Here is a 21920-nt window from a genome sequence, read left to right on the forward strand (position 1 = left end):
GATATATAATATATCGGTTATTTACTAGGAGGAGCCTGTCACAATAGGTTTCTCCTGTTCTTTTTTAGAGGCCTGTCTTACAGGCTTTTCTTTAAAGGGTAAATAACTGAAAATTAAGAACAATAATCTTTGGAAGAGGTGGGGCATACACATAACAAAAAAGGGATTGTTTAAGAGAGGGGGATAAGAAATGGTTTTGTTTGGTTATCCACTTGAAACAATTTATTTATATGGATTTATTATTGCTACTATACTCACTGTGATTTATATCTTTTTTGGAGATATATTTGAATCCATATTTAGTTTTGGAGGCGGATCGGTATCCGTTGTTACTTTATTACTTAGTTTTTTCGCTATGTTATGTGGACTTAGTTATATAGGAGAATATTTATTTTCCTTTAATAGCATTCTTATTTTCGGGGCTGCATGTGCTATATCCTTTATTGGTGTATTCATAATGAAAATATTAATTTTAAAGCCGATTGCAGAAGCAGAACAAAACACAGTGCAGCGTATGGATGAATTCATCGGTTGTAAGGGAGAGGTCATTACGACTATTCCTACAGAAGGGTTTGGTGAAGTATTAATTTCCTCCCAATTTGGAAACAATGCAATCCTAGCTAAAACAGTTGGGAAGAAAGATATTTCACAAGGAACTGAAGTTATTATCGAGGGAGTCCAAGATGGTGTTTTGCTTGTACAGAACATCGCTTATTCTTTAAAGAAACCAAAATTATAAGGGGGAATTTACATGACGATTCCATTAATTATCGGTGGAGTATTACTCGCAATATTAATTCTACTCATTTTAGTATTCATTACAAAGTATCGAACAGTTGGACCAGATGAAGCATTAATTGTTACTGGAAACTGGCTTGGCGGCGGGAAAAATGTAGTTACCACTGATGATGGAAAGAAGATTAAGATTATTCGTGGTGGCGGTACTTTCGTAGTTCCGATTATGCAAAGAGCAGAGCCTTTAAGTCTATTAAACTACAAATTAGAAGTGGGAACACGTGATACGTATACGAAACAAGGTGTACCGATTACAGTAAACGGTGTTTCTATTATTAAAGTAGGATCTACCATTGAAGAAGTTTCTACAGCAGCTGAACAATATTTAGGAAAAGAAACAGAAGAGTTGAAAATAGAAGCAAAAGAGGTTTTAGAAGGGCATCTACGTGCTATCTTATCTTCTATGACAGTAGAAGATGCATATAGTAATAGAGAGCAATTTGCTCAAAAGGTACATGAAGTAGCTTCTACAGATTTAAAGAAAATGGGTCTTCGCATCGTTTCCTTTACAATTAAAGAAATCATGGATAAGAACGGTTACTTAGATGCACTTGGTCAGCCGCAAATTGCGACAGTTAAGCGTGATGCAACAATTGCGAATGCAGAGCGTGAAAAAGAAGCTCGTATTGAAAAAGCTCGTGCTGAGAAAGAAGCGAAAGAAGCTGAATACCAACGTGATGCCCAAATCGCTGAAGCTGAAAAACATAAAGAGTTAAAAGTACAATCTTATAAGAGAGAGCAAGAACAAGCTCGCGCAGATGCGGATCTTTCTTACGAATTACAACAAGCTAAAGCGCAACAAGGTGTTACAGAAGAGCAAATGCGCGTTAAAATCATTGAGCGTGAGAAACAAATTGAATTAGAAGAAAAAGAGATTGCGCGTCGTGAAAAGCAATACGATGCAGAAGTAAAGAAAAAAGCAGATGCAGATCGCTATGCTGTTGAGCAATCAGCGGAAGCAGAAAAAGTAAAGCAAATTAAAAAGGCAGATGCGGATCAATATAAGATTGAAGCTGAAGCGAGAGCTCGCGCAGAAGAAGTACGTGTAGAAGGTTTAGCGAAAGCGGAAATCGAAAAAGCGCAAGGTCAAGCAAAAGCAGAAGTACAAAAAGCACAAGGTACAGCGGAAGCAGATGTTATTAGGTTAAAAGGTTTAGCAGAAGCAGAAGCGAAGCAAAAAATTGCAGAGGCATTTGAGTTATATGGCCAAGCGGCAATTATGGATATGGTTCTTAACATGCTTCCAAGTTATGCGAAGGAAGTTGCAAGCCCACTTAGCAACATTGATAAAATTACAGTTGTCGATACAGGCGGCGGTGGTAAAAATAGCGGCGCCGGAAAAGTTGCAGGTTATGCGACTGATTTAATGGCAACGATGCAAGAAACATTAAAAGCTTCTTCTGGCATTGACTTAAAAGAGTTATTAGAAGGATTTGCTGGAAAAGGAGCAGTACAACAATTATCAAACGATAAACCTGTTGTATCTGTAGTAGAAGATGAGAAAAAAGAAGTAGCAAAAGATAAAGAATAGCAAAGTGAGGAACCTCTAGTAAGTGAGATACTAGAGGTTCTTCTGTGAATTATAATATTTCGAACAATATACATTTTTATATATTGTTTTAATTATATAAATTATATAGAATGAAAAAGGTATGTATCAACTCTTCAATAGAGAAAGATATAGAGAGTCACATTGATACATTTTAATCGTATGATTTATATAAAGAAATAAATGTAAGACCATTACATTTAAAACGGTATGGAGGGGTAGAAACATGTTTCAAGGAAAGTTAAGGAGTAGTAGCTTAAAAGCAAAGTTACTTGTATCATTTGTTATTATTTTAATTCTTCCAAGTATTGTAATTGGTTGGACGTCTTATCAGCAAGCGAAGACAAATTTTAATGAAACGATTTCACAATCGGCGAAAGACAATATAAAAATTTTGGATAATGTAATTAATAAAGAATTGGATAGTAAAAAAGTAGATGCAGTTTATTTTACGAAGTTATTCACACAAACAAGTTACCAAGCGGATCAAATACAAAATATCCAAAATAAACTAGAAGAATATAATAAGTTACATCCAGAACTGGAAGCCATCTATACTGGAACCAGCAATGGGCAGTTTATTCAATCACCGTCTATTCAAATGCCAGAAGGATATAATCCTACAGAAAGAGATTGGTATAAAGAGGCAGCGAAAAAAAGTGGAGAAGTAATTATTACAGCTCCATATAAATCAAAAACGACAGGAAATATTGTTATTACAATAGCAAAACAAAATGAGGATAAGAGCGGTGTTCTCGGTATTGATTTAATTATTAATGATATCGTAAACACTTCGAAGATGGTTAATATCGGTAAAAGTGGATATGTAGCAATTTTTGATCAAGATAAAAATGTAGTAGCGCATCCAACGATGAAGCCAGGGGATAAGGTAGAAGAGAAGCTTGAAAAAAAGTTGTATAAACAAGAAATAGGTGATTTTAATTTCATATTAGATGGTGAAGAGCGCCATATCACTTTTAAAACAAATAAGATAACTGGATGGAAAATAGCAGGAATTATGCCTTCAAAAGAAATTATTGAAGCAGCGGAACCTATTTTCTATAAAACGATAACTGTTATTGGTATTTCATTAATAATTGGTGGGATTTTAATTTACTTCATCATTGCTTCTATTATTAATCCGTTAAAACAACTTGTTATATCATCGAAAAAAATTAGTGAAGGCGATTTAACAGAATCCATTACAGTTCATTCTAGGGATGAAATTGGACAGCTAGGAGAAAGTTTTAACGAGATGGCAGCATCATTACAGAAGGTCATTTCTAATATAAATACTTCAGCAAGTCATGTAGCGGCATCTTCAGAAGAATTAACAGCTAGTATGAAGCAGACGAGTGAAGCGACGGAACAAATTACACAAGCGATAGAGCAAGTGTCGAGTGGAGCGGAAATACAAACGAAAGAAGTTGAAGAAGGCGCAACATTATTAGAAGAAGTTACAGAAGGAATTCAGCGTGTTGCAGATAGTTCTTCATTAGTATCCACAGCATCTATGTATACGAAGAAAAAGGCTGAAGATGGTGGGAAGTTAGTTGAACAAACTGTGAATCAAATGCAATTAATCCATGAGTCTGTTTCACAATCTGATAAAGTGATTGTGTTGTTAGATGATAAATCGAAACAAATTGGAGCAATCCTTGAGGTGATTCAACATATTGCAGAGCAGACAAATTTACTAGCATTAAATGCTGCAATTGAGGCTGCGAGAGCTGGAGAGCAAGGAAGAGGATTTGCAATTGTAGCAGATGAAGTGCGAAAGTTAGCAGAACAATCAGGACAGTCTTCTACGGAAATTGGAAAACTAGTAAAAGAAATACAATTTGACATAAAAGAGACAGTAAGTTCTATGAAGCAAGTTGGAACAGAAGTACAATCAGGACTTGTAGTTGCAAATGAAACGAAGCAAAGCTTTGCTGAAATATTGAAGTCTACAGATGATACAGTTGTACAAATTGATAGTATGGTAGAAGTAGCGAAACAAATGACAGTAGATGCAAAACAAGTTAGTGCATCTATTAATGAAATTGCAGCTACGATTGAAGAAAATGCAGCAAGCGTTCAAAATATTGCTGGTTCTTCAGAAGAACAACTAGCTTCAGTAGATGAAATCAATGCAGCAGCAGTTCATTTATCGCAAATGGCAGAAGAATTACAGGAGATGATTGGAAAGTTTAAAGTATAATAACAATGTTAAGAAACGAGGTAGTAATTGTACTTCGTTTCTTTTTTTATCCCGCTATTTGTGGGGAGATTAAAGTTTTGCTTTATGAAGATAAAAAATAAAGAAATATAGAGTACCCGTGTTATGATTAGGTGTAATTATAAAAGACTGTAAATTCTTTAAATTCTATCTTTAATTATGTTAGGGGAATGGTTTTGAAATTTAAAAAGTTAAAACTACAACCGAGAATTACAATAACAATTAGTACACTTATTCTAGTCGTACTTCTATTAACAAGTTATTTATTTTATTACATATTGTCTGAAACGGTAGAAGAGCAAATTGGTAAAAGGGCTTTGCATGTTGCGAAAACAGTTGCTGCTATACCTGAAATAACGGAAGCTTTTCAAAAAGAAGATCCAGCTTCTATTATTCAGCCAATTGCAGAAAAAATTCGAATTGATACAGATGCTGATTTTATTGTAGTTGGAAACAAAGAGGGGATTCGATATGCACATCCTAAGCGAGATAAAATAGGAGAAGAAATGGTTGGTGGAGATAACAAAGGGGTTCTATTAGAAGGAAAATCATATGTTTCGAGAGCAACTGGATCATTAGGCCCTTCATTACGTGGCAAAGTTCCAATCCGTAATCAGGAAAATGAAATTATTGGCGTGGTGTCTGTTGGATTTTCAATGGATGATATTCATGGAGCCGTAGAAGTGTATGGAAAGCGTGTATTTTGGATTACAATAATCGGTCTTTTAATTGGAATAATTGGCTCTATATATTTAGCGGGAAGTATAAAAAGAATGATGTTTGGGATGGAGCCAGAAGAAATTTCATCTTTATATGAAGAGCATAGTACAGTGATTCAATCTGTACGTGAAGGGATTATTGTTATTGATCAAAATGGAATGATTAGTTTAGTCAATCAAGCGGCTTATGATATTCTTTCGCTAGATAAACAACGAAATATTATTGGAGAATTTATTTTAAATGTAATTCCTAATTCAACAATACTAGATGTATTTCAAACTGGTGAAGAACAGTTTGATCGTCAATTAAATATAAAAGGGCAGGCTGTGATCGCGAATCGTCTACCTATTAAAGTAAAGAATAAAGTAACTGGCGTTGTATCGAGCTTACGTTTGAAATCTGAAATGGATCAATTAACAGCAGAATTATCTCAGACGAAGCAATATACAGAGGCATTACGAGCGCAAACACATGAATATAATAATTTGTTGTATACGCTTTCAGGTCTTATTCAGTTAGAATCATATGAGGATGCTTTAGAGCTTATTCATAAGGAAACAGCGGTATATCAAGATTTTGTTCAATTTATTATGAAGCGAATTCAAAATCCGTGGTTAGGTGGGATTTTAATTGGATTCTATAATAGAGCAAGAGAGTTGAAGATTGATTTTATGCTAGATCGAGAAAGTAGCTTAGACCAATTAAGCCCGCACATTGAGAGTAATTATGTCGTTTCTATTTTAGGGAATTTAATTACGAATGCATTTGAAGCGATTGAAAGAAATGAAGAGAATGATAAGAAGGTAAGAATGTTTGTAACTGATATCGGCGAAGAAATAGTAATTGAAGTGGAAGATTCAGGACAAGGAATTCATGATGAAGTTATTACTAGCATATTCTATAAAGGCTTTTCGACGAAAGAGGGCGGGAAGCGAGGATATGGATTAGCAAAAGTGAAAGAGTTAGTAGAAGATTTAAATGGAAGTATTGCAATCGAAAAAGGGGATTTAGGTGGTGCATTATTTATTATCGCATTACCAAAAGAGAGAGGCGAATTGTAATGGGTGAGGAGATTGAAGTATTGATTGTAGAAGATGATATTCGAATTGCGGATATTCATCGTCGTTTTACTGAAAAAGTTGAGGGATTTAAAGTAATTGGAACAGCGACGACTGGAGAACAAGCGAAAGAATGGCTAGATCTTGTGAAGCCGCAACTCGTTTTATTAGACGTGTATTTACCTGATATGCAAGGAACGGAACTTGTCACATATATTAGGCATAATTTACATGATACAGATATTATTATGATTACAGCTGCATCGGAAACAGATGTAGTGAGGCACGCTTTACGAGGCGGAGTAACAGATTATATCGTAAAGCCGCTTATGTTTGATCGATTTAAGGCGAGTCTGGAAAGTTATCAAAAAAAGATTGTGCAGTTGAAGAAAAATAATCAATTATCTACAGAACAAATAGAACATTTATGGTCTCAAAGAGGCGTAAAGGGAAATGAAATAGAATATGCGCCGAAAGGGATAGACCCCTTAACTTTAGCAAAAATAAAAAAGCATATGTTAACAGTGAATGAAGAAGGAATTACGGCAGAAGTGTTAAGTACAATGGTAGGAGTAAGCAGGTCAACAGCGAGGCGTTATTTAGAGTATTTAATATCAGGAAAGAAAGTTCATGCGGAGCTTATATATGGGAGTGTAGGGAGACCAGAAAGAAGATATTTTCTTGTTTCTTCATAATAAAAAACAGTAGCGGATATATGTCCGCTACTGTTTTTTATTTTATATTGGAATAATCCCAATTACAATTCCAGTAATCAACATCACCATTGTCGTTCCAACTGCCCAAAGTAAAGTAAAGCGTTGATGTTCACCAAAATCAACTTTGGCCATTCCAACTAATAAATAAGTGGATGCGACAAGAGGACTTAATAAGTGAACAGGTTGACCAAGTAATGAAGCGCGTCCCATTTCGGCTGCACTAATTCCGTACGCAGCGGCAGCTTTCGTTAAAATAGGTAATACTCCGAAGTAAAATGCATCATTAGACATGAAAAATGTGAACGGCATACTAAGAAGAGCTGTAATAATTGGTAGTTGTGGTCCAAGAGCGTCTGGTATAAGAGTGACTACACTTTGAGCCATTGCATCTACCATTTTTGTTCCGGATAGAATACCGGTGAAAATTCCAGCGGCAAATACGAGAGAAACAACCGCTAATACGTTTCCCGCGTGAGAAGCAATACGTTCTTTCTGTTGTTCTAAGTTTGGATAGTTAAGCATAACAGCAATCGCGAAAGCAATTGTAAATAAAACAGGTAACGGCATAACTTCTAGTATAAGGCAGACAAGTAAGGTAACAGTTAATAAAAAGTTAATCCATAGAAGCTTAGGGCGTTTATGAACGGCAGCTTCTACTGTTGCAGCTTGCTCATCCATCGTTTGCATTTGTTTTAAATATTGTACATCCATAATGCCTAAACGTTTTCTTTCTTTTTTGCCAAGATAGTAAGCAACGAAAACGATCCAAATTGCACCAGCGATCATTCCTGGTATAAGTGGTGTAAAGAGTTCTGATGCGTCTAGTCCAAGAGCACTCATAACCCGAGCCGTCGGTCCGCCCCACGGTGTAAGATTTGTTACTCCTGCCCCTAACATAACAACCCCAGCTAATATAAGTGGATTCATTCCAAGGCGTTTATATAGTGGGTACATTGCAGAAACAGTAATCATATACGTTGTTGTTCCATCCCCATCTAATGAAACGATAATAGTAAGAATCGCTGTACCAACAACAATTTTTAAAGGATCTCCTTTTACAAATTTCAAAATCCTACTAATGACAGGATCGAATAAACCGCTATCAATCATAATTCCAAAATACAAAATAGCAAACATAAGCATAATACCAGTAGGCGCTAGTTTTTGAATTCCTTCTAACATCATAGGTCCCATATTTGCATAAAAACCGCCAATTAATGCGAAAGTAATTGGAATTAATATTAATGCTACTAGTGCCGACATACGTTTCGTCATAATTAAAAACATAAAGACAAATACCATCGCAAATCCAAGTAGTGCTAACATGTAATCTCCCCCTCGAAAATGATTGCGCTTTCAAAATGTAATGAAAATTCAGATAAAATGTTTTTTGTTTATCATAAAATCAATCATTCAAATGGTAAATAATTTGAAAAATAACATCATTAGAAGCATAATTTTTATTTTGGTCATTTTGTTCACGGGAGTTAATTTGAATTTTTAAAAAGTAAGCTGCTCTCCGTAAGAATGGTAGAATAAGATGAAAATATTGAAGTGTGAAATAGGGAGTAGATTTTATATGAAAACGAGAATGGAAGAGATTTATAGTTCTTATGAAGGAAAAGTAGAAGAGATTTTTGTTAAAGAATCTTCTTACGTATATGAGTGGGAAAAATTAATGATGATCCGAAAAAATAACGGTGAACTTGAAAAAGTTGCGATCGGTATCAGTGGAAATATAAGGTTAGTAAATGTAGTTGTTGGACAGCAAATTAATACAGATACATTATTAGTTAAGTTAGAAGATGATTTATTAATTACAGGTTGTGAATGATGAGAGATGTGTAGATATGACTACACATCTTTTTTGTTCCATATATTACAGAAACAACATTGTTTTTTCACAAATCTCACACAAGTTTTTGATATTCTCCTAGTGGAAGATACGGTTAGGGAGGAAATGAAATGAGAACAAAGTATGTGATGCTTGCTATATGCTTGTTTTTTGTCTTTACAATAGTAGGATGTGGTAAGAAACAAGTAGAGGCTGTGGCAATTGATGAGAAACATGATAAATGTGATATTTGCCAAATTGGGGTAATGGATAATCAATTTGCAACAGAAGTCATTTTAGAAAATGGAAAAGCGTTAAAGTTTGATGATATCGGTTGTATGTATAAATGGATGGAGATTAATCCAGGTGAAAAGACGAAAGAAAAATTTGTTCGAGATTATGATTCGAAAGAGTGGATTTCATTAGAAGATGCGACTTACGTATATGATAAAACAATAACGACACCGATGGCTTATAATGTCATTTCATTTGAAAATAAAAAGGATGCAGAGAATTTTGTGTCTAACTATAAAGGGAAAGTTCTTTCATATAAAGAGCTATCAGAGCATAAATGGGAAATGAATAAAGAGATGATGGGGAAACCGAAAACGGGAAATCACGGTGGGCACCATTAATAATAAAAAAAGACAACTATATAGTTGTCTTTTTTTATTATTACTCAGGTGCAAATATAGAAAAGGTGTAAAATTTTTAGAAGAACGGTTACAATGGAATATAGTAACCTAAAGCAATCATTTACCCCGTATTAACGGGCAGTAAAACTCCCACCTCAAAATTAGGCAGGAGCAAAGAAGTTAGGTGGGAGATCAACAGCCCGTAAATACCCGATTGGTTCAACTAATAATCAGTGGGGTGAACCCTCCCACTGATTAAAGTTTCACTTTATGTACTTTGTAGAAATGTATACAAATGCGGTAAAATCGTGCTAAACTAATTGCTGCGCTAATATAGGTTGAGAAATTTAGGTATAAGTTTAGATAATCCGATTAAAGAAGGAATATAAAGGGCTTATGGATAAATGTAATCAAGAAGAGTTATTGTATGTGATGGAGGAATGGTTAAGAAAACATTATCTTTCATAGGAGCTGTAGTTGTGAGAAAACAAAAAATTTTATTATGTATGTTATTAGGACTTTTAATGACGGTAGTGGCTTGCGATAAGCAAGAGGAGCCAGAATCGAAACCGGTTCATGTGAAAAACGAAAAGAAAAAAGAAAAGCATAAAGAACAGGAAGAACCTAAAGAAGAAAAAAGTATAAATTTAATGGACAAACAGTTGCTACTTTCTGCGACCCTTGGAGACACAGAAACAGCTATGAAGCTGATTCAAGATGGAGCGAATATAAACGTAGAAGGTGACAACGGAGAAACGCCTATCCTTGCAGCAACGTATCAAAATCATGTAGAGACAGTTAAAGCATTAATTGGTGCGGGGGCTAATATTGACAGTAAAGATGAGAAACAAAGTAATCCATTTCTTTATGCAAGTAGAGAAGGTTATACGGACATTGTAAAGCTACTAATTAATGCAGGGGTTAATACGAAAGAACTTACTAAATCGGGTGGAACAGCACTCATTTCTGCATCTGAACGTGGACATGTAGAGGTCGTAAAAGAGTTATTAGAGCATACGGATATTGATGTGAATTATAGAAATGCTCGTGGTGGAACAGCTTTAGTAGAAGCAATCGTATTAGGAAATGGTAGTGAAAGCCATAAGAAAGTAATTCAAATGCTTATTGACCACGGGGCAGATGTAAATATGGCCAATAAGGAAAATATTACGCCACTGCAATATGCTGGAAAAAGAGGTTTTAAAGATATTGCAAATATGTTGAGGGTAGCTGGAGCGAATGAAGTCGTACAGCCACAACCACAACCTGTGGAATAAGAAAACCGCATCCTTTTTTAGGATGCGGTTTTCTTTACAAGGAGATAAGGGATCAAAAAAATGAAGAAGTCTTATCTCTTTTATATGAGTAAAGGGTCTAGAATGAATTTTTTCCTTTTCATTATTTGTTTAATTCCATTGCAACTTGTTTGCCATTTACGAAAACCTCTGCCACTGCTACTACAACTTCCATCACTTTTTTCATGTCTCATCTCTCCTTGTTTTTTGTTTCATTTCTTACTTTTAGTATAAGGAAATATAGCAATTGCAACTATCGAATTGGATGACAAGAGACTTACATTGTTGTAAGGATAATAGTTTAGTTTGTAATAAATGTGATTCGGAATTACAGTTCGTAACTTTCTGACGTTTTGAACTATAATTAGAAAGGGGAGGGATAATATGAAAAGAATTCTTGTTATTAGTGATATTCATGGAGAAATAGAAAAGTTTGAACAGTTGTTGGAAGAAGCTCAATACGATGCGAGACAAGATCAATTGATTTTATTAGGGGATTATGTAGATCGTGGTCCAAATGCGCGTGCAGTAATTGAAAAGGTAAAAGAGTTAAAGGAAGAGGGCGCTCTTGTTCTAAAGGGCAATCATGAAGATATGATGATTAAGGCGTTAACGACTGATGAGGAACGTTCATGGAACCATTGGGTAAAAAGAAATGGTGGAGATAAGACTTTATATAGTTATGGATTTGTAGAAGAAGATATTGTGGTTAATGAGGGAGATTTCCAAAAACCGATTTTACAATCTCATGTTTTAGAGGAACATGTAAAATTTATTCAAGAATTAGATCATTACATTGAAACAGAAGAGTATATATTTGTACATGCTGGTGTTGAGCCAATGAAACAAGTTTCTGAATCTGAACCATACACGTTAATGTGGATTCGTAATGAATTTCATAATGGATATAGTGGGGAAAAGGTTGTTGTATTTGGTCATACGGAAACAAAAACGCTTCATGGTAGTGAGGAGTGCGGAGTATATTTTGGGAGTAATCGTATTATTGGAATTGATGGCGGTGCTGTATATGGTGGCCAGCTAAATTGTTTAGAATTGCCGAGTAAAGAGGTATACGTAGTAAAAAGTTGAAAGAGATAAGAGGAATCTTATTTCTTTCAACTTTTTATTAAGCTAAATTTAAGACAAAGCTTTTATAATAAAAATTCAAAAAGAAATAGTTAAAAATGAAATTACATAATGTGACTACATTCTTTCGGTATGAAGAGAAGAAATGTAATTATAAATAGAATTGAATAATATGGTGGAAGGTGAGAATATGCGCTTACTCGTAGTAGAAGATAATGCTTCTTTATTAGAGTCTATTGTCCAAATATTACGCGATGAATTTGAAGTAGATACAGCATTGAATGGAGAAGATGGATTATTTCTAGCGTTACAAAATATATATGATGCCATTTTGCTTGATGTGATGATGCCAGAAATGGACGGTTTTGAAGTGATTCAAAAAATACGTGATGAAAAGATTGAAACACCAGTCCTATTTTTGACAGCGAGAGACTCTCTAGAAGATCGAGTGAAAGGGCTGGATTTTGGTGGGGATGACTATATCGTTAAGCCGTTTCAGGCTCCAGAATTAAAAGCGAGAATTCGTGCTTTGTTACGACGAAGTGGTAGTCTAACAACAAAGCAGACCATTCGCTATAAAGGGATTGAACTGTTCGGAAAAGATAAAGATATTCAAGTAGATGGACAAGGTATTAAACTAACATTAAAACAATATGAGCTTCTAGAATACCTTGTTCAAAATAGCGGGAAGATTTTAATGCGTGAACAAATTTTTGATCGTGTTTGGGGATTTGATTCAGATACGACAGTAGCAATTGTAGAAGTGTATGTACATCATTTACGTAAAAAATTAGAGCCATTCGGTTATCAGAAAGATATTCAAACTGTTCGAGGTATTGGATATATATTAAAAGAACAATGAAAAAGGGAAGCATGTTTCAGAAAACACGCATTCGATTGACTATATTGAATTCGTTAGTATTTATCATTTTGATAGGCGTATTAGGTAGTATCATTTATTCGTACACATATAAGCGGATTTATAATGAAATGGATCAATCTATAAAAATGATGGCTCAGTTTGGAAAAAAATTAGATGCTAAAATATTACCAAGAAAACGTATGGAGAACATTAAAATTGGAGATCCACGGGTAACTAAAATAACTTGGAATGGGAAAGTAGTAGAGATAGAGGGAGATAACCATAAATTTCGTTCTAGCTTTGAAGGGAATTTGGATCAGTTTTTTCCAAAGAAGTTAGGGGATTTGCAAGATCTTGAAGTGCAAGGACGATATTTTAGAACCTTTGCGTTTAAAGAAGATGGGAAAATAGTTCAAATTGTACGTGATACAACAGCTGAAGAAGAAATGTTAAATACTTTATTTTTAATTCTTGTTATAGGTTGTAGTGTAGGAAGCTTATTTGCAATAGGAATCGGCTTTTTCTTAGCTGGCAGGGCACTCGTACCCATTCAAAATTCATGGGAAAAACAGCAACAATTCGTGTCGGATGCATCGCATGAATTAAGGACACCACTTGCAGTTATTCAATCCAAAACAGACATATTATTTCAGTCACCATCTGCGACGATAGAAGAAAAAGCGATGGATATTTCTACGATTTCAAAGGAGTGTAGAAGGTTATCTAAGCTTGTAGCTAATTTATTATTGTTAGCACGTTCGGATTCTAATCAAATTGAGATGGATAAGAAAACATTTGAAATGGATACATTGTTAGAAGAAATAGTAGATCCATATAAAGAGATTGCTTCCTATCAAGAAAAAGAGATGATATTGAAAGTAGAGCATGGCATGTCATTTATGGGTGATAGAGAGCGAATCCATCAAATGATGGTCATATTGTTAGATAATGCGATGAAGTATACGAATGAAGGTGGGCATATTCAAATCGATTGTACGCAAACGAACAGCTCGATTCGTATACGAGTGAAAGATGATGGGATAGGAGTAAAAGATGAGGACATCCCAAAACTATTTAATCGTTTTTATCAAGGAGATAAAGCGAGAAGTGTGTCAGAAGGCGCGGGATTAGGCCTTTCAATCGCGAACTGGATTGTAGAAAAGCATTATGGGAAAATATTAGTAGATAGCAAATGGGGAGAGGGTACTTGTTTTGAAGTGAATTTCCCTAAAAACCAAAGAATATAAGTGAGAAGACGATCTTGTTTTTACAAGGTCGTCTTTTTTTTAAGGGAAAGTTAAGAAACTATTTATAACATGTATGATATACAGAAAGTTCGCCGTATGAAGAAGCGATTATAAAAAGGTATTTGAGCAGATTATATCGATCATAACGTTATTTCGATTATGTATAGGGAATGATGTAAAAGAAAGTGTAAGAGGGAGGAATTAATTTTGAAAAAGAAAATGATGACGGTATTCACTATTGGAGTAATGAGTTTAAGTATATTAGGGGGTGCCTCTCCTTCTGAAACATCAAAAGGGAAGACAGATTACAAGCAACGCAGCAAAGAACAATTAAACAATGGGAAGATACATGCGGTACATACAGAAGAAAAGGCAGAGAATTTAGGGATTGAAACGGAAGGGAAAGAACAAATCACGCTAGAAAAAGAAATCCATGAAACAGAAGTAGGAAGGGAAGCAGAACAGTTAGGAATTTCGATTGAAGGAAAAGATGTTGGAACTCTTTCAGAAGAAATCTATGAAACAAAAATAAAGCAAGAAGCGTTAAAGCTAGGCATATCTATAGAGAATACAACGATTGTAAATTTAATTAATCAAATTAATACGATTAAAATTAACGATGAAGCGGATAAATTAGGCATTTCGACAAATGGAAAAGAAATAGAGGACATTGAGGAAGAAATCTATGGAACGAAAGTAAGAGAGGAAGCAGGGAAGTTAGGTATTTCCCAAAAAGGAAAAGAGATAGAAACGTTAGCACAAGAAGTGTATGAACAAAAAGTACAGGAAGAAGCAAAAAAATATCATATTGATTTGTATGGTAAAGATATATATCAAGTATTAAAAGAAATTAATGAGCAAAAAGTATTACAAATGGCAGATGAGCTTAATATGGATAAAACGAATATGAACGTTCAAGAATTAGCCGAAAAAATAAAAAAAGATCAACCTGAAAAAGGAAAAGAACTAAATTTTGTACCGGTGATTCGCACGGATGCTGACGCGTTTTATTCTTATTTAACGAACTAAAAAGGGCGTGAGAGTGATACGGAGATGGAAGTGGTATATATGTATGGTATTACTAGCTATAGTAGCATGGAATGTATATACAAATGGAATTACAAAGTATGTAGAGAAGTTAACATTCTTCAATATACAAGGCGGAAAAGAAGCGGAGTTTAGTAAGAATGATGAAAAGGTTATCTTATCAAATGTACCTTTAATTCAGCAATTACCAGAGCTAGATAGAGGATGCGAAGTAACGAGCTTAGCGATGCTATTACAATACGCAGGTGTTTCAGTAGATAAGATGCAATTGGCAAGTGAAATCAAAAAGGTTAATTTTTTAGATGATGGTGTAAGAGGGAATCCGAATGAAGGATTTGTAGGAAATGTTTATACTTTTTCTGAATCTGGATATGGTGTATATCATGAACCACTTTTTCAATTAGCAAAAAAGTATTTACCTAATAAAGCTATAGACTTAACAGGGAAGAATATAGAAGAACTTTATAAAAGTGTAAAATCAAGACAACCGGTAGTTATGATTACAAATGCAACATTTGCGCCATTAGATAAAGATGAATTTACTACATGGGAGACAAATAGTGGAGATGTTTCTATTACGTATAATGAACATTGTGTAGTACTGATTGGATATGATGAAGAATTTGTATATATTCGAGATCCTCTCAGTGAAAGTTTAGATGTAAAAGTACCGAGAGATCGTTTTGAAGAGGCATGGATGCAAATGGGGAGTCAGGCGATTAGTTATGTGAAAAGCAATTAGTAAGGAAAGGGATGTAAGGAATTATAAGAGGAGTTTTTGTGGGTGTATTTTGTTAAGAAATAAGAGAACTTCAGCTTATTATATAAGCTGAAGTTCTCTTGTTTTTTATGATTAAATCTTTAGAAGTAGTGAATATGTAAAAATGCATAATTGACGAAAAAATTACATGTTATCATTATATATTGTTTTATATATGTCGATTGTATAAAATTACACAAGTATTCACATTACATAAAGGAGGCTTATTATGCAAAAAATATTTAACTGGGTTAAATGTATGAGTATCAAGAAGAAATTAATCATTTCATTTTTTCTTATTTTAACTATACCAGGACTTATTATCGGTGGTGTTTCATATCAAACTGCCAAAACAAATTTTGAACAACAAATCACAGGTAAAGCAAAGGAAAACATTTCGATTTTAAATACTGTTATTTCTCAAAATATAGAAGAGAAATTTGTTGATGCAGCATACTTTGCAGATATCTTAACAGAGGATACATATGCAAACGGGCAAGAAGAAATAGTAAGAACGAAGTTAGCACAATATATAAAACTTCATCCAGAAGTAGAAGGCATTTATATTGGAACGCAGACGGGAAAGTTTATAAGAGAACCATTTATCCAAATGGCTGATGGATATAATCCAACAGATAGATCTTGGTATAAAGAAGCGCATGAAAATAAAGGGAAAGTAATTGTTACTTCACCATATCAATCAGCATCTACTAAAAATATGGTAGTGACAATTGCTAAAGAAGTAAAAGATGGTAAAGGTGTTATAGGAATTAACTTAAATCTAGATAACATCTTGAAAATTTCCAAAATGATTAATATTGGTGAAAAAGGTTATGCAGTTCTTTTAGATCAAAATAAGCAAATTGTTAGTCATCCATCTAGAAAACCAGGTGCAAAAGTTACTGATCCTTGGATTAAACCAATTTATGAAGATAAACAAGGAAATGTGTCTTATACAGAACAAGATGATAAAAAGAATTTAATCTTTGCAACAAATGAGAAAACGGGCTGGAAAGTAGTTGGAGTTATGTTTGATGAAGAAATTAACCAAGCTGCGAATCCAGTATTTTATAAGACTTTTATTGTTATTGCTATCGCTATTGTATTTGGTAGTGTATTAATTTATTTCATTACAAAGTCTATTACAAGACCATTAAGAAAAATAGCTGACTCGGCACACAAAATTAGTAAGGGAGATTTAACAGAGAAAATTACAATCCATTCCAAGGATGACATAGGGAAATTAGGGAATTCCTTTAATGAAATGTCTGCCTCTTTACAAGATGTGATTACTCAAATTAGTTTTTCAGCAGAACATGTCGCTGCATCGGCTGAAGAGTTAACAGCGAGCGTACAGCAAGCAAATGATGCGACAGATCAAATTACAATTGCAATGGAACAAGTATCAGGTGGGGCTGAATCACAAAGTCAAGGTGTTGAAGAAGGTGCGGCTACATTACAACAAGTAAATACAGCAATTCAAGATGTAACTGGAAGTGCAGAATCAATTTCTATCTCCTCATTGCATGCGAGAGAAAGAGCTGAAGAAGGGGAAGAATTGGTTGAGCAGACAGCAAAACAAATGCAGTCTATTTCTAGGTCGGTATCCGAGTCAGATGCCATTATTAAACTTCTTGATGAGAAATCAAAGCAGGTAGGGGCTATTTCTGAAGCAATTCAAAATATCGCTACTCAAACGAACCTTTTAGCTTTAAATGCGGCTATTGAAGCAGCAAGAGCAGGCGAACAGGGCCGAGGGTTTGCTATTGTAGCAGATGAGGTTAGAAAATTAGCGGAGCAATCAGGAGAATCATCTGGAGAGATTGCAAATTTAATTGCAGAAATTAAGGCTGATATTGAACATACAGTTAAGGCGATGGATAATGTGAATGGGGAAGTTCAACAAGGCCTTGATGTTGTAACAAAAACGAAAGTAAGTTTTACGGAAATTTTAAGTTCTACTACACATATTGTTTCTCAAGTGAATCAAATGGTAGAAACAACGAAGAGAATTGCTGGGGATGCAAATGAAGTGACAAATGCTATTGATGAAATTGCAGCGGCTGCAGAAGAAAATACAGCTAGTATGCAAAGTGTTGCTGCTTCAACAGAAGAACAAATGAATTCAATGGAAGAAATTAGTTCAGCTTCGCAAAATTTAGCTGAGATGGCCGAAGAACTACAAGCGATGACTAGTAAATTTAAAGTATAATAACAGCAGATAAGTAAGGTGAAAATAATATCACCTTACTTATTTTTCTATTTAGTAATTAGGGGAGTCATTAACGGGATGAAAAAAAGAAAAAGACTATGGAATTTATGGAAAACGATTACATTGTTAGTTTGTACAGTTGTAATTTTTTCTTTACTTGTGACAGATATATTAATTAGTCATAATGTAGAACGGACGACGGAGGATAGCCAAGCAGAAAAAGCAAAAACAATTGCACACATTGTGGCGAATGATCCGATTGTAATCGATGGTTTGACTGGGAAAGCAGATACTTCTGCAATCCAAACGTATACAAATAGAATATTAAAAAACACAGGTGTTCAATTTATTGTAGTTATGGATATGAATGGAATAAGAAAATCACATCCAAATCCTCAAAAAATAGGTCATCATTTTATTGGGGGAGATGAAGGGCCTGCATTGAAAGGAAAGGAACATGTATCGCTGGCAGAAGGAACTTTAGGTATTTCAATGCGAGTGTTTGTACCTGTATTTTCTGAAACAGGTAAACAACTTGGAGCGGTGGCCGTTGGTATTTCAGCAGATAATGTAAAAGAGAGAGTTAAGGAAAGTAGACATATCATTTATATTGGTGTCGGAGTTGGAGTACTAGTCGGAATGATAGGAGCAATATTGTTAGCTAGACATATAAAGAAAAGTTTATTCGGTCTTGAACCTCACAGGATAGCGAAAATTCTTGAAGAAAGAAATACGATGTTACAATCTGTAAAGGAAGGTATTATTGCTGTAGATAAAGAGGCCAATGTAACTTTAATAAATAATGAGGCAAAACGATTGTTTAAGAAAAGTGGTCTTGAAGAAGATTTTATTGGTAAAGATGTTGAGTTGTATATGCCTAATTCACGTATAAAAGAAGTATTACAAACGGGAGAAGTACAATTAAACGAAGAACAAAATATTTATGGAATTACGATTGTGACGAATCGTGTTCCTTTATATGTAAAAGGAGAAATAGTTGGTGCGATTGCAACATTTCGTGATAAAACAGAGATTAGAAAATTAGCAGAAGAATTAACTGGTATTAGACTATATGCGGAAGCATTACGGGCACAATCGCATGAGTTTATGAATAAAATGCATGTCGTATTAGGGCTTACACACATGAAGCAGTATGAAGAATTACAGAAGTATATAAGTGGTATGGTATCAGAGCATCAATATGAAATTGGTGGGGTTATGAAAAGAATAAAAAGTCCAGTATTTGCTGGTTTTTTACTTGGGAAACTTAGCTATGCTAGAGAGAAAAATATAAAATTAATCATAAGTGAAGATTCTTACATGCCGGAAATGGATGATGAAAGTATTACTCATGAACTGATTACGATTGTCGGAAATTTAATTGATAATGCATTAGAGGCAGTGACGAATTGTGAAAAGAAGCAAGTTGAAGTTGAGATACAATATGGGGATACATTAACCATTACAGTACAAGATACGGGAAAAGGTATACAAGAAGAAGAAATAGGGGCATTATTTACGAAAGGTTATTCCACAAAGGGAGATAACCGTGGTTATGGTTTGTATCTTGTAAAAGAAAGTATACAGCGAATAAATGGGGAAATTCATATGCATTCATTAGTAGGAAAGGGAACAACGATAACAATTGAAATACCTAAAGGTAGGGATGAGAGGTAAATATGATTAAAGTTTTAATTGTAGAAGATGACCCGATGGTAGCAATGTTAAATACGCATTATTTAGAGCAAGTAGGAGGGTTTGAACTTGTTCAAGCAGTTAACTCCGTTAAAGAAGCGATAGAAGTATTAAAGAAATCACGAGTAGATTTAGTATTACTTGATATTTTTATGCCTGAAGAAACTGGATTTGAGCTTTTAATGTATATTCGGAACCAAGAAAAAGAAATCGATATTATGATGATTTCAGCTGTACATGATATGGGGAGTATTAAAAAAGCATTACAATATGGTGTAGTAGATTATTTAATTAAACCATTTACATTTGAACGATTTAAAAAGGCATTAACTATATATCGAGAAAAACTTACTTTCATGAAAGAACAACAAAAAATTAGTCAATCGGAATTAGATTCGTTAATTTTGCAAAAAGAAAAAAGAGAGCCTACTGTCACTAAAGAGCTTCCGAAAGGATTAACGAAACAAACGATGCAATTAATTTGGCGGAAGATTGAGTCGCTAAATGGACGAGCGTTTACAACAGATGAAATGGCGCAATTAGTTGGAGTTTCAAGAGTTTCTATTCGAAAGTATGTAATGTTTTTGACTGAAATTGGAGTATTAGAAAACGAAATGGTGTATCAACATGTAGGAAGACCAGTGAGTAAATTAAGATGTATTGATCAAAATAAAATAGAGTTTTACGTATAAGCGACTTATTATAAGTCGCTTATACTTTTTTTAATTACAAAATCAATTACAAAACTTACAAAAACTATTTTTACTATTGAAAGCGTTTTAATATTGTTATTAAGAAAACAAGGGGGTGCCATATGGGAATTCAAAAGAATGTGGAAGCGGTATCATTTTCTGAAGGAAATGAAGTACAAAGAGAATCTTTCGCTTCTAAAATTATGAATGTAAAAATCGGTGTTATACCTTTACCGTTATATGTAGTATTGGCTGCTATTATTTATGGAGCATCTGTATATAATAAATTACCAGCAGATATGATTGGTGGATTTGCAGTTATTATGATCATGGGTATTTTCTTAGGCGACATTGGAATGAGAATTCCAATTTTAAAAAATATCGGCGGTCCGGCAATACTTTCATTATTTATTCCATCATTACTTGTATTTTTTAACTGGATGAATCCAGCTTCAATGGAAGCTGCGACTATGTTAATGAAAAAATCGAACTTTTTATATTTATATATTTCTTGTTTAGTAGTCGGAAGTATTTTAGGAATGAATCGTAAAGTATTAGTACAAGGTTTCGTTCGTATGTTTATACCTTTAGTAGTAGGGACGTTAGCTTCTGTAGCAGTAGGATTATTGGTCGGTTCACTATTTGGGTTTGAAATGAAGCAAACATTCTTCTTTATCATCGTACCAATTGTGAGTGGTGGTATTGGGGAAGGGATTTTACCATTGTCGCTCGCTTATAGTGATATTTTAAATGAATCATCAGCAACGTTTGTATCACAGCTTATTCCAGCGGCTATTATTGGAAATATGTTCGCAATCGTGAGTGCAGGGTATATGAAGCGTTTAGGTGAGAAGAAACCAGAGCTTAGTGGTAACGGTGTATTAGTGAAAACAGACAATCAAGCAGAGTTATTAAAAGAACAAAATACAGAGAAGCCAATTGACTTCTCATTAATGGGAGCAGGTTTATTAATTGCGTGTACGTTCTTCATCTTCGGAGGATTTGCTTCTAAGTTCATCGGTATTCCTGGGGCAATCATTATGATTTTCTCAGCAGCACTTGTGAAATACTTTAAATTAATGCCAGCAAAAATGGAGCAAGGAGCATTCCATTTATATAAATTTATTTCAAAGAATTTAACTTGGCCGTTAATGGTTGGATTAGGATTGCTATATATTCCGCTAAAAGACGTAGCAGCAGTTCTTTCAGTAGGATATGTTGTCGTGTGCGCATCAGTTGTTCTTACAATGGTAGCGTCAGGTTTCCTTGTAGGGAAAGTGATGAAAATGTATCCGGTTGAATCAGCAATTGTAACTGGATGTCATAGTGGTTTAGGTGGAACTGGAGATGTTGCTATTTTATCAGCTTCAAATCGAATGGAATTAATGCCGTTTGCGCAAATTTCGACTCGTTTAGGCGGGGCAGCAATGGTTGTAACAGCGACAATTTTATTAAAAATGTTTTCATGATCAAACAAGCTAGCTATATTCATATAG

At 34.4% G+C, this 21920-nt stretch carries 18 protein-coding genes and 2 pseudogenes; 19 read left to right on the plus strand and 1 reads right to left on the minus strand.

Annotation, left to right across the window (positions count from 1 at the left end; translation table 11 throughout):
- Positions 1–190 precede the first annotated feature (190 nt).
- The 6 genes and pseudogenes from K5S59_RS12690 (at position 191) to K5S59_RS12710 (ending at position 7038) form a co-directional block, all read left to right on the plus strand.
- A complete protein-coding gene (locus tag K5S59_RS12690) occupies positions 191–739 on the plus strand; it encodes an NfeD family protein (RefSeq protein WP_000242437.1) in 549 nt (182 codons plus the stop codon).
- Between the two features lie 12 nt (positions 740–751).
- Positions 752–2326, plus strand: coding sequence for a flotillin lipid rafts scaffold protein FloT (locus K5S59_RS12695; RefSeq protein WP_000155003.1), 1575 nt, complete (start codon positions 752–754; stop codon positions 2324–2326).
- A 244-nt stretch (positions 2327–2570) separates the two neighbouring features.
- Positions 2571–3605 (plus strand): annotated as a pseudogene (locus K5S59_RS30680) (HAMP domain-containing protein); the annotation flags it as partial.
- 81 nt (positions 3606–3686) lie between these two features.
- Positions 3687–4547, plus strand: a complete 861-nt coding sequence (locus K5S59_RS30685) for a methyl-accepting chemotaxis protein (protein WP_375368719.1) — start codon at positions 3687–3689, stop codon at positions 4545–4547.
- A gap of 188 nt (positions 4548–4735) precedes the next feature.
- Positions 4736–6346, plus strand: a complete 1611-nt coding sequence (locus K5S59_RS12705) for an ATP-binding protein (protein WP_098259359.1) — start codon at positions 4736–4738, stop codon at positions 6344–6346.
- Positions 6346–7038 carry a response regulator gene (locus K5S59_RS12710; protein ID WP_000503477.1) on the plus strand — a complete coding sequence of 231 codons (693 nt, stop codon included), beginning with the start codon at positions 6346–6348 and terminating at the stop codon, positions 7036–7038. The genes K5S59_RS12705 and K5S59_RS12710 overlap by 1 nt, the downstream gene beginning before the upstream one ends.
- A gap of 42 nt (positions 7039–7080) precedes the next feature.
- On the opposite strand, the gene K5S59_RS12715 is transcribed toward K5S59_RS12710, so the two are convergent.
- Positions 7081–8385 carry a CitMHS family transporter gene (locus tag K5S59_RS12715; protein ID WP_000880450.1) on the minus strand — a complete coding sequence of 435 codons (1305 nt, stop codon included), beginning with the start codon at positions 8383–8385 and terminating at the stop codon, positions 7081–7083.
- A gap of 253 nt (positions 8386–8638) precedes the next feature.
- On the opposite strand from K5S59_RS12715, the gene K5S59_RS12720 reads away from it, so the two are divergent.
- The 13 genes and pseudogenes from K5S59_RS12720 to K5S59_RS12775 all read left to right on the plus strand — a co-directional run bounded on the left by K5S59_RS12720 (position 8639) and on the right by K5S59_RS12775 (position 21893).
- On the plus strand, positions 8639–8893 hold the full coding sequence (locus K5S59_RS12720; RefSeq protein ID WP_000857649.1) for a hypothetical protein: 255 nt from the start codon (positions 8639–8641) through the stop codon (positions 8891–8893).
- A gap of 131 nt (positions 8894–9024) precedes the next feature.
- Entirely contained in the window at positions 9025–9528 is a 504-nt protein-coding gene (locus tag K5S59_RS12725; protein WP_001259407.1) for a nitrous oxide reductase accessory protein NosL, read from the plus strand.
- Positions 9529–9968: 440 nt separating this feature from the next.
- Positions 9969–10805 (plus strand): ankyrin repeat domain-containing protein, encoded by an 837-nt coding sequence (locus tag K5S59_RS12730; protein ID WP_000239627.1) that lies wholly within the window; start codon positions 9969–9971, stop codon positions 10803–10805.
- 402 nt (positions 10806–11207) lie between these two features.
- Positions 11208–11912, plus strand: a complete 705-nt coding sequence (locus tag K5S59_RS12735; protein ID WP_000821981.1) for a metallophosphoesterase family protein — start codon at positions 11208–11210, stop codon at positions 11910–11912.
- Positions 11913–12099: 187 nt separating this feature from the next.
- Entirely contained in the window at positions 12100–12771 is a 672-nt protein-coding gene (locus K5S59_RS12740) for a response regulator transcription factor (protein ID WP_001238625.1), read from the plus strand.
- Positions 12768–14018: a sensor histidine kinase gene (locus K5S59_RS12745; RefSeq protein ID WP_302476555.1), complete on the plus strand. Its 1251-nt coding sequence runs from the start codon at positions 12768–12770 to the stop codon at positions 14016–14018. Before K5S59_RS12740 ends, K5S59_RS12745 begins: the two co-directional genes overlap by 4 nt.
- 207 nt (positions 14019–14225) lie before the next feature.
- Positions 14226–15047, plus strand: coding sequence for a hypothetical protein (locus tag K5S59_RS12750; RefSeq protein ID WP_000728593.1), 822 nt, complete (start codon positions 14226–14228; stop codon positions 15045–15047).
- Between the two features lie 13 nt (positions 15048–15060).
- Positions 15061–15807 carry a C39 family peptidase gene (locus K5S59_RS12755; protein ID WP_120449466.1) on the plus strand — a complete coding sequence of 249 codons (747 nt, stop codon included), beginning with the start codon at positions 15061–15063 and terminating at the stop codon, positions 15805–15807.
- 277 nt (positions 15808–16084) lie between these two features.
- Positions 16085–17098 (plus strand): annotated as a pseudogene (locus K5S59_RS30690) (HAMP domain-containing protein); the annotation flags it as partial.
- A 120-nt stretch (positions 17099–17218) separates the two neighbouring features.
- Positions 17219–18037: a methyl-accepting chemotaxis protein gene (locus K5S59_RS30695; protein WP_438800483.1), complete on the plus strand. Its 819-nt coding sequence runs from the start codon at positions 17219–17221 to the stop codon at positions 18035–18037.
- Positions 18038–18115: 78 nt separating this feature from the next.
- A complete protein-coding gene (locus K5S59_RS12765) occupies positions 18116–19714 on the plus strand; it encodes a sensor histidine kinase (RefSeq protein WP_098872499.1) in 1599 nt (532 codons plus the stop codon).
- 2 nt (positions 19715–19716) lie between these two features.
- Positions 19717–20424 carry a response regulator gene (locus K5S59_RS12770; protein WP_098872498.1) on the plus strand — a complete coding sequence of 236 codons (708 nt, stop codon included), beginning with the start codon at positions 19717–19719 and terminating at the stop codon, positions 20422–20424.
- 122 nt (positions 20425–20546) lie between these two features.
- Entirely contained in the window at positions 20547–21893 is a 1347-nt protein-coding gene (locus K5S59_RS12775) for a 2-hydroxycarboxylate transporter family protein (RefSeq protein WP_000512725.1), read from the plus strand.
- The last annotated feature ends 27 nt before the right edge of the window (positions 21894–21920 follow it).

This window comes from Bacillus sp. BML-BC051 (assembly GCF_019656175.1).
In the GTDB taxonomy this organism is placed as follows: Bacteria; Bacillota; Bacilli; order Bacillales; family Bacillaceae_G; genus Bacillus_A; species Bacillus_A mobilis.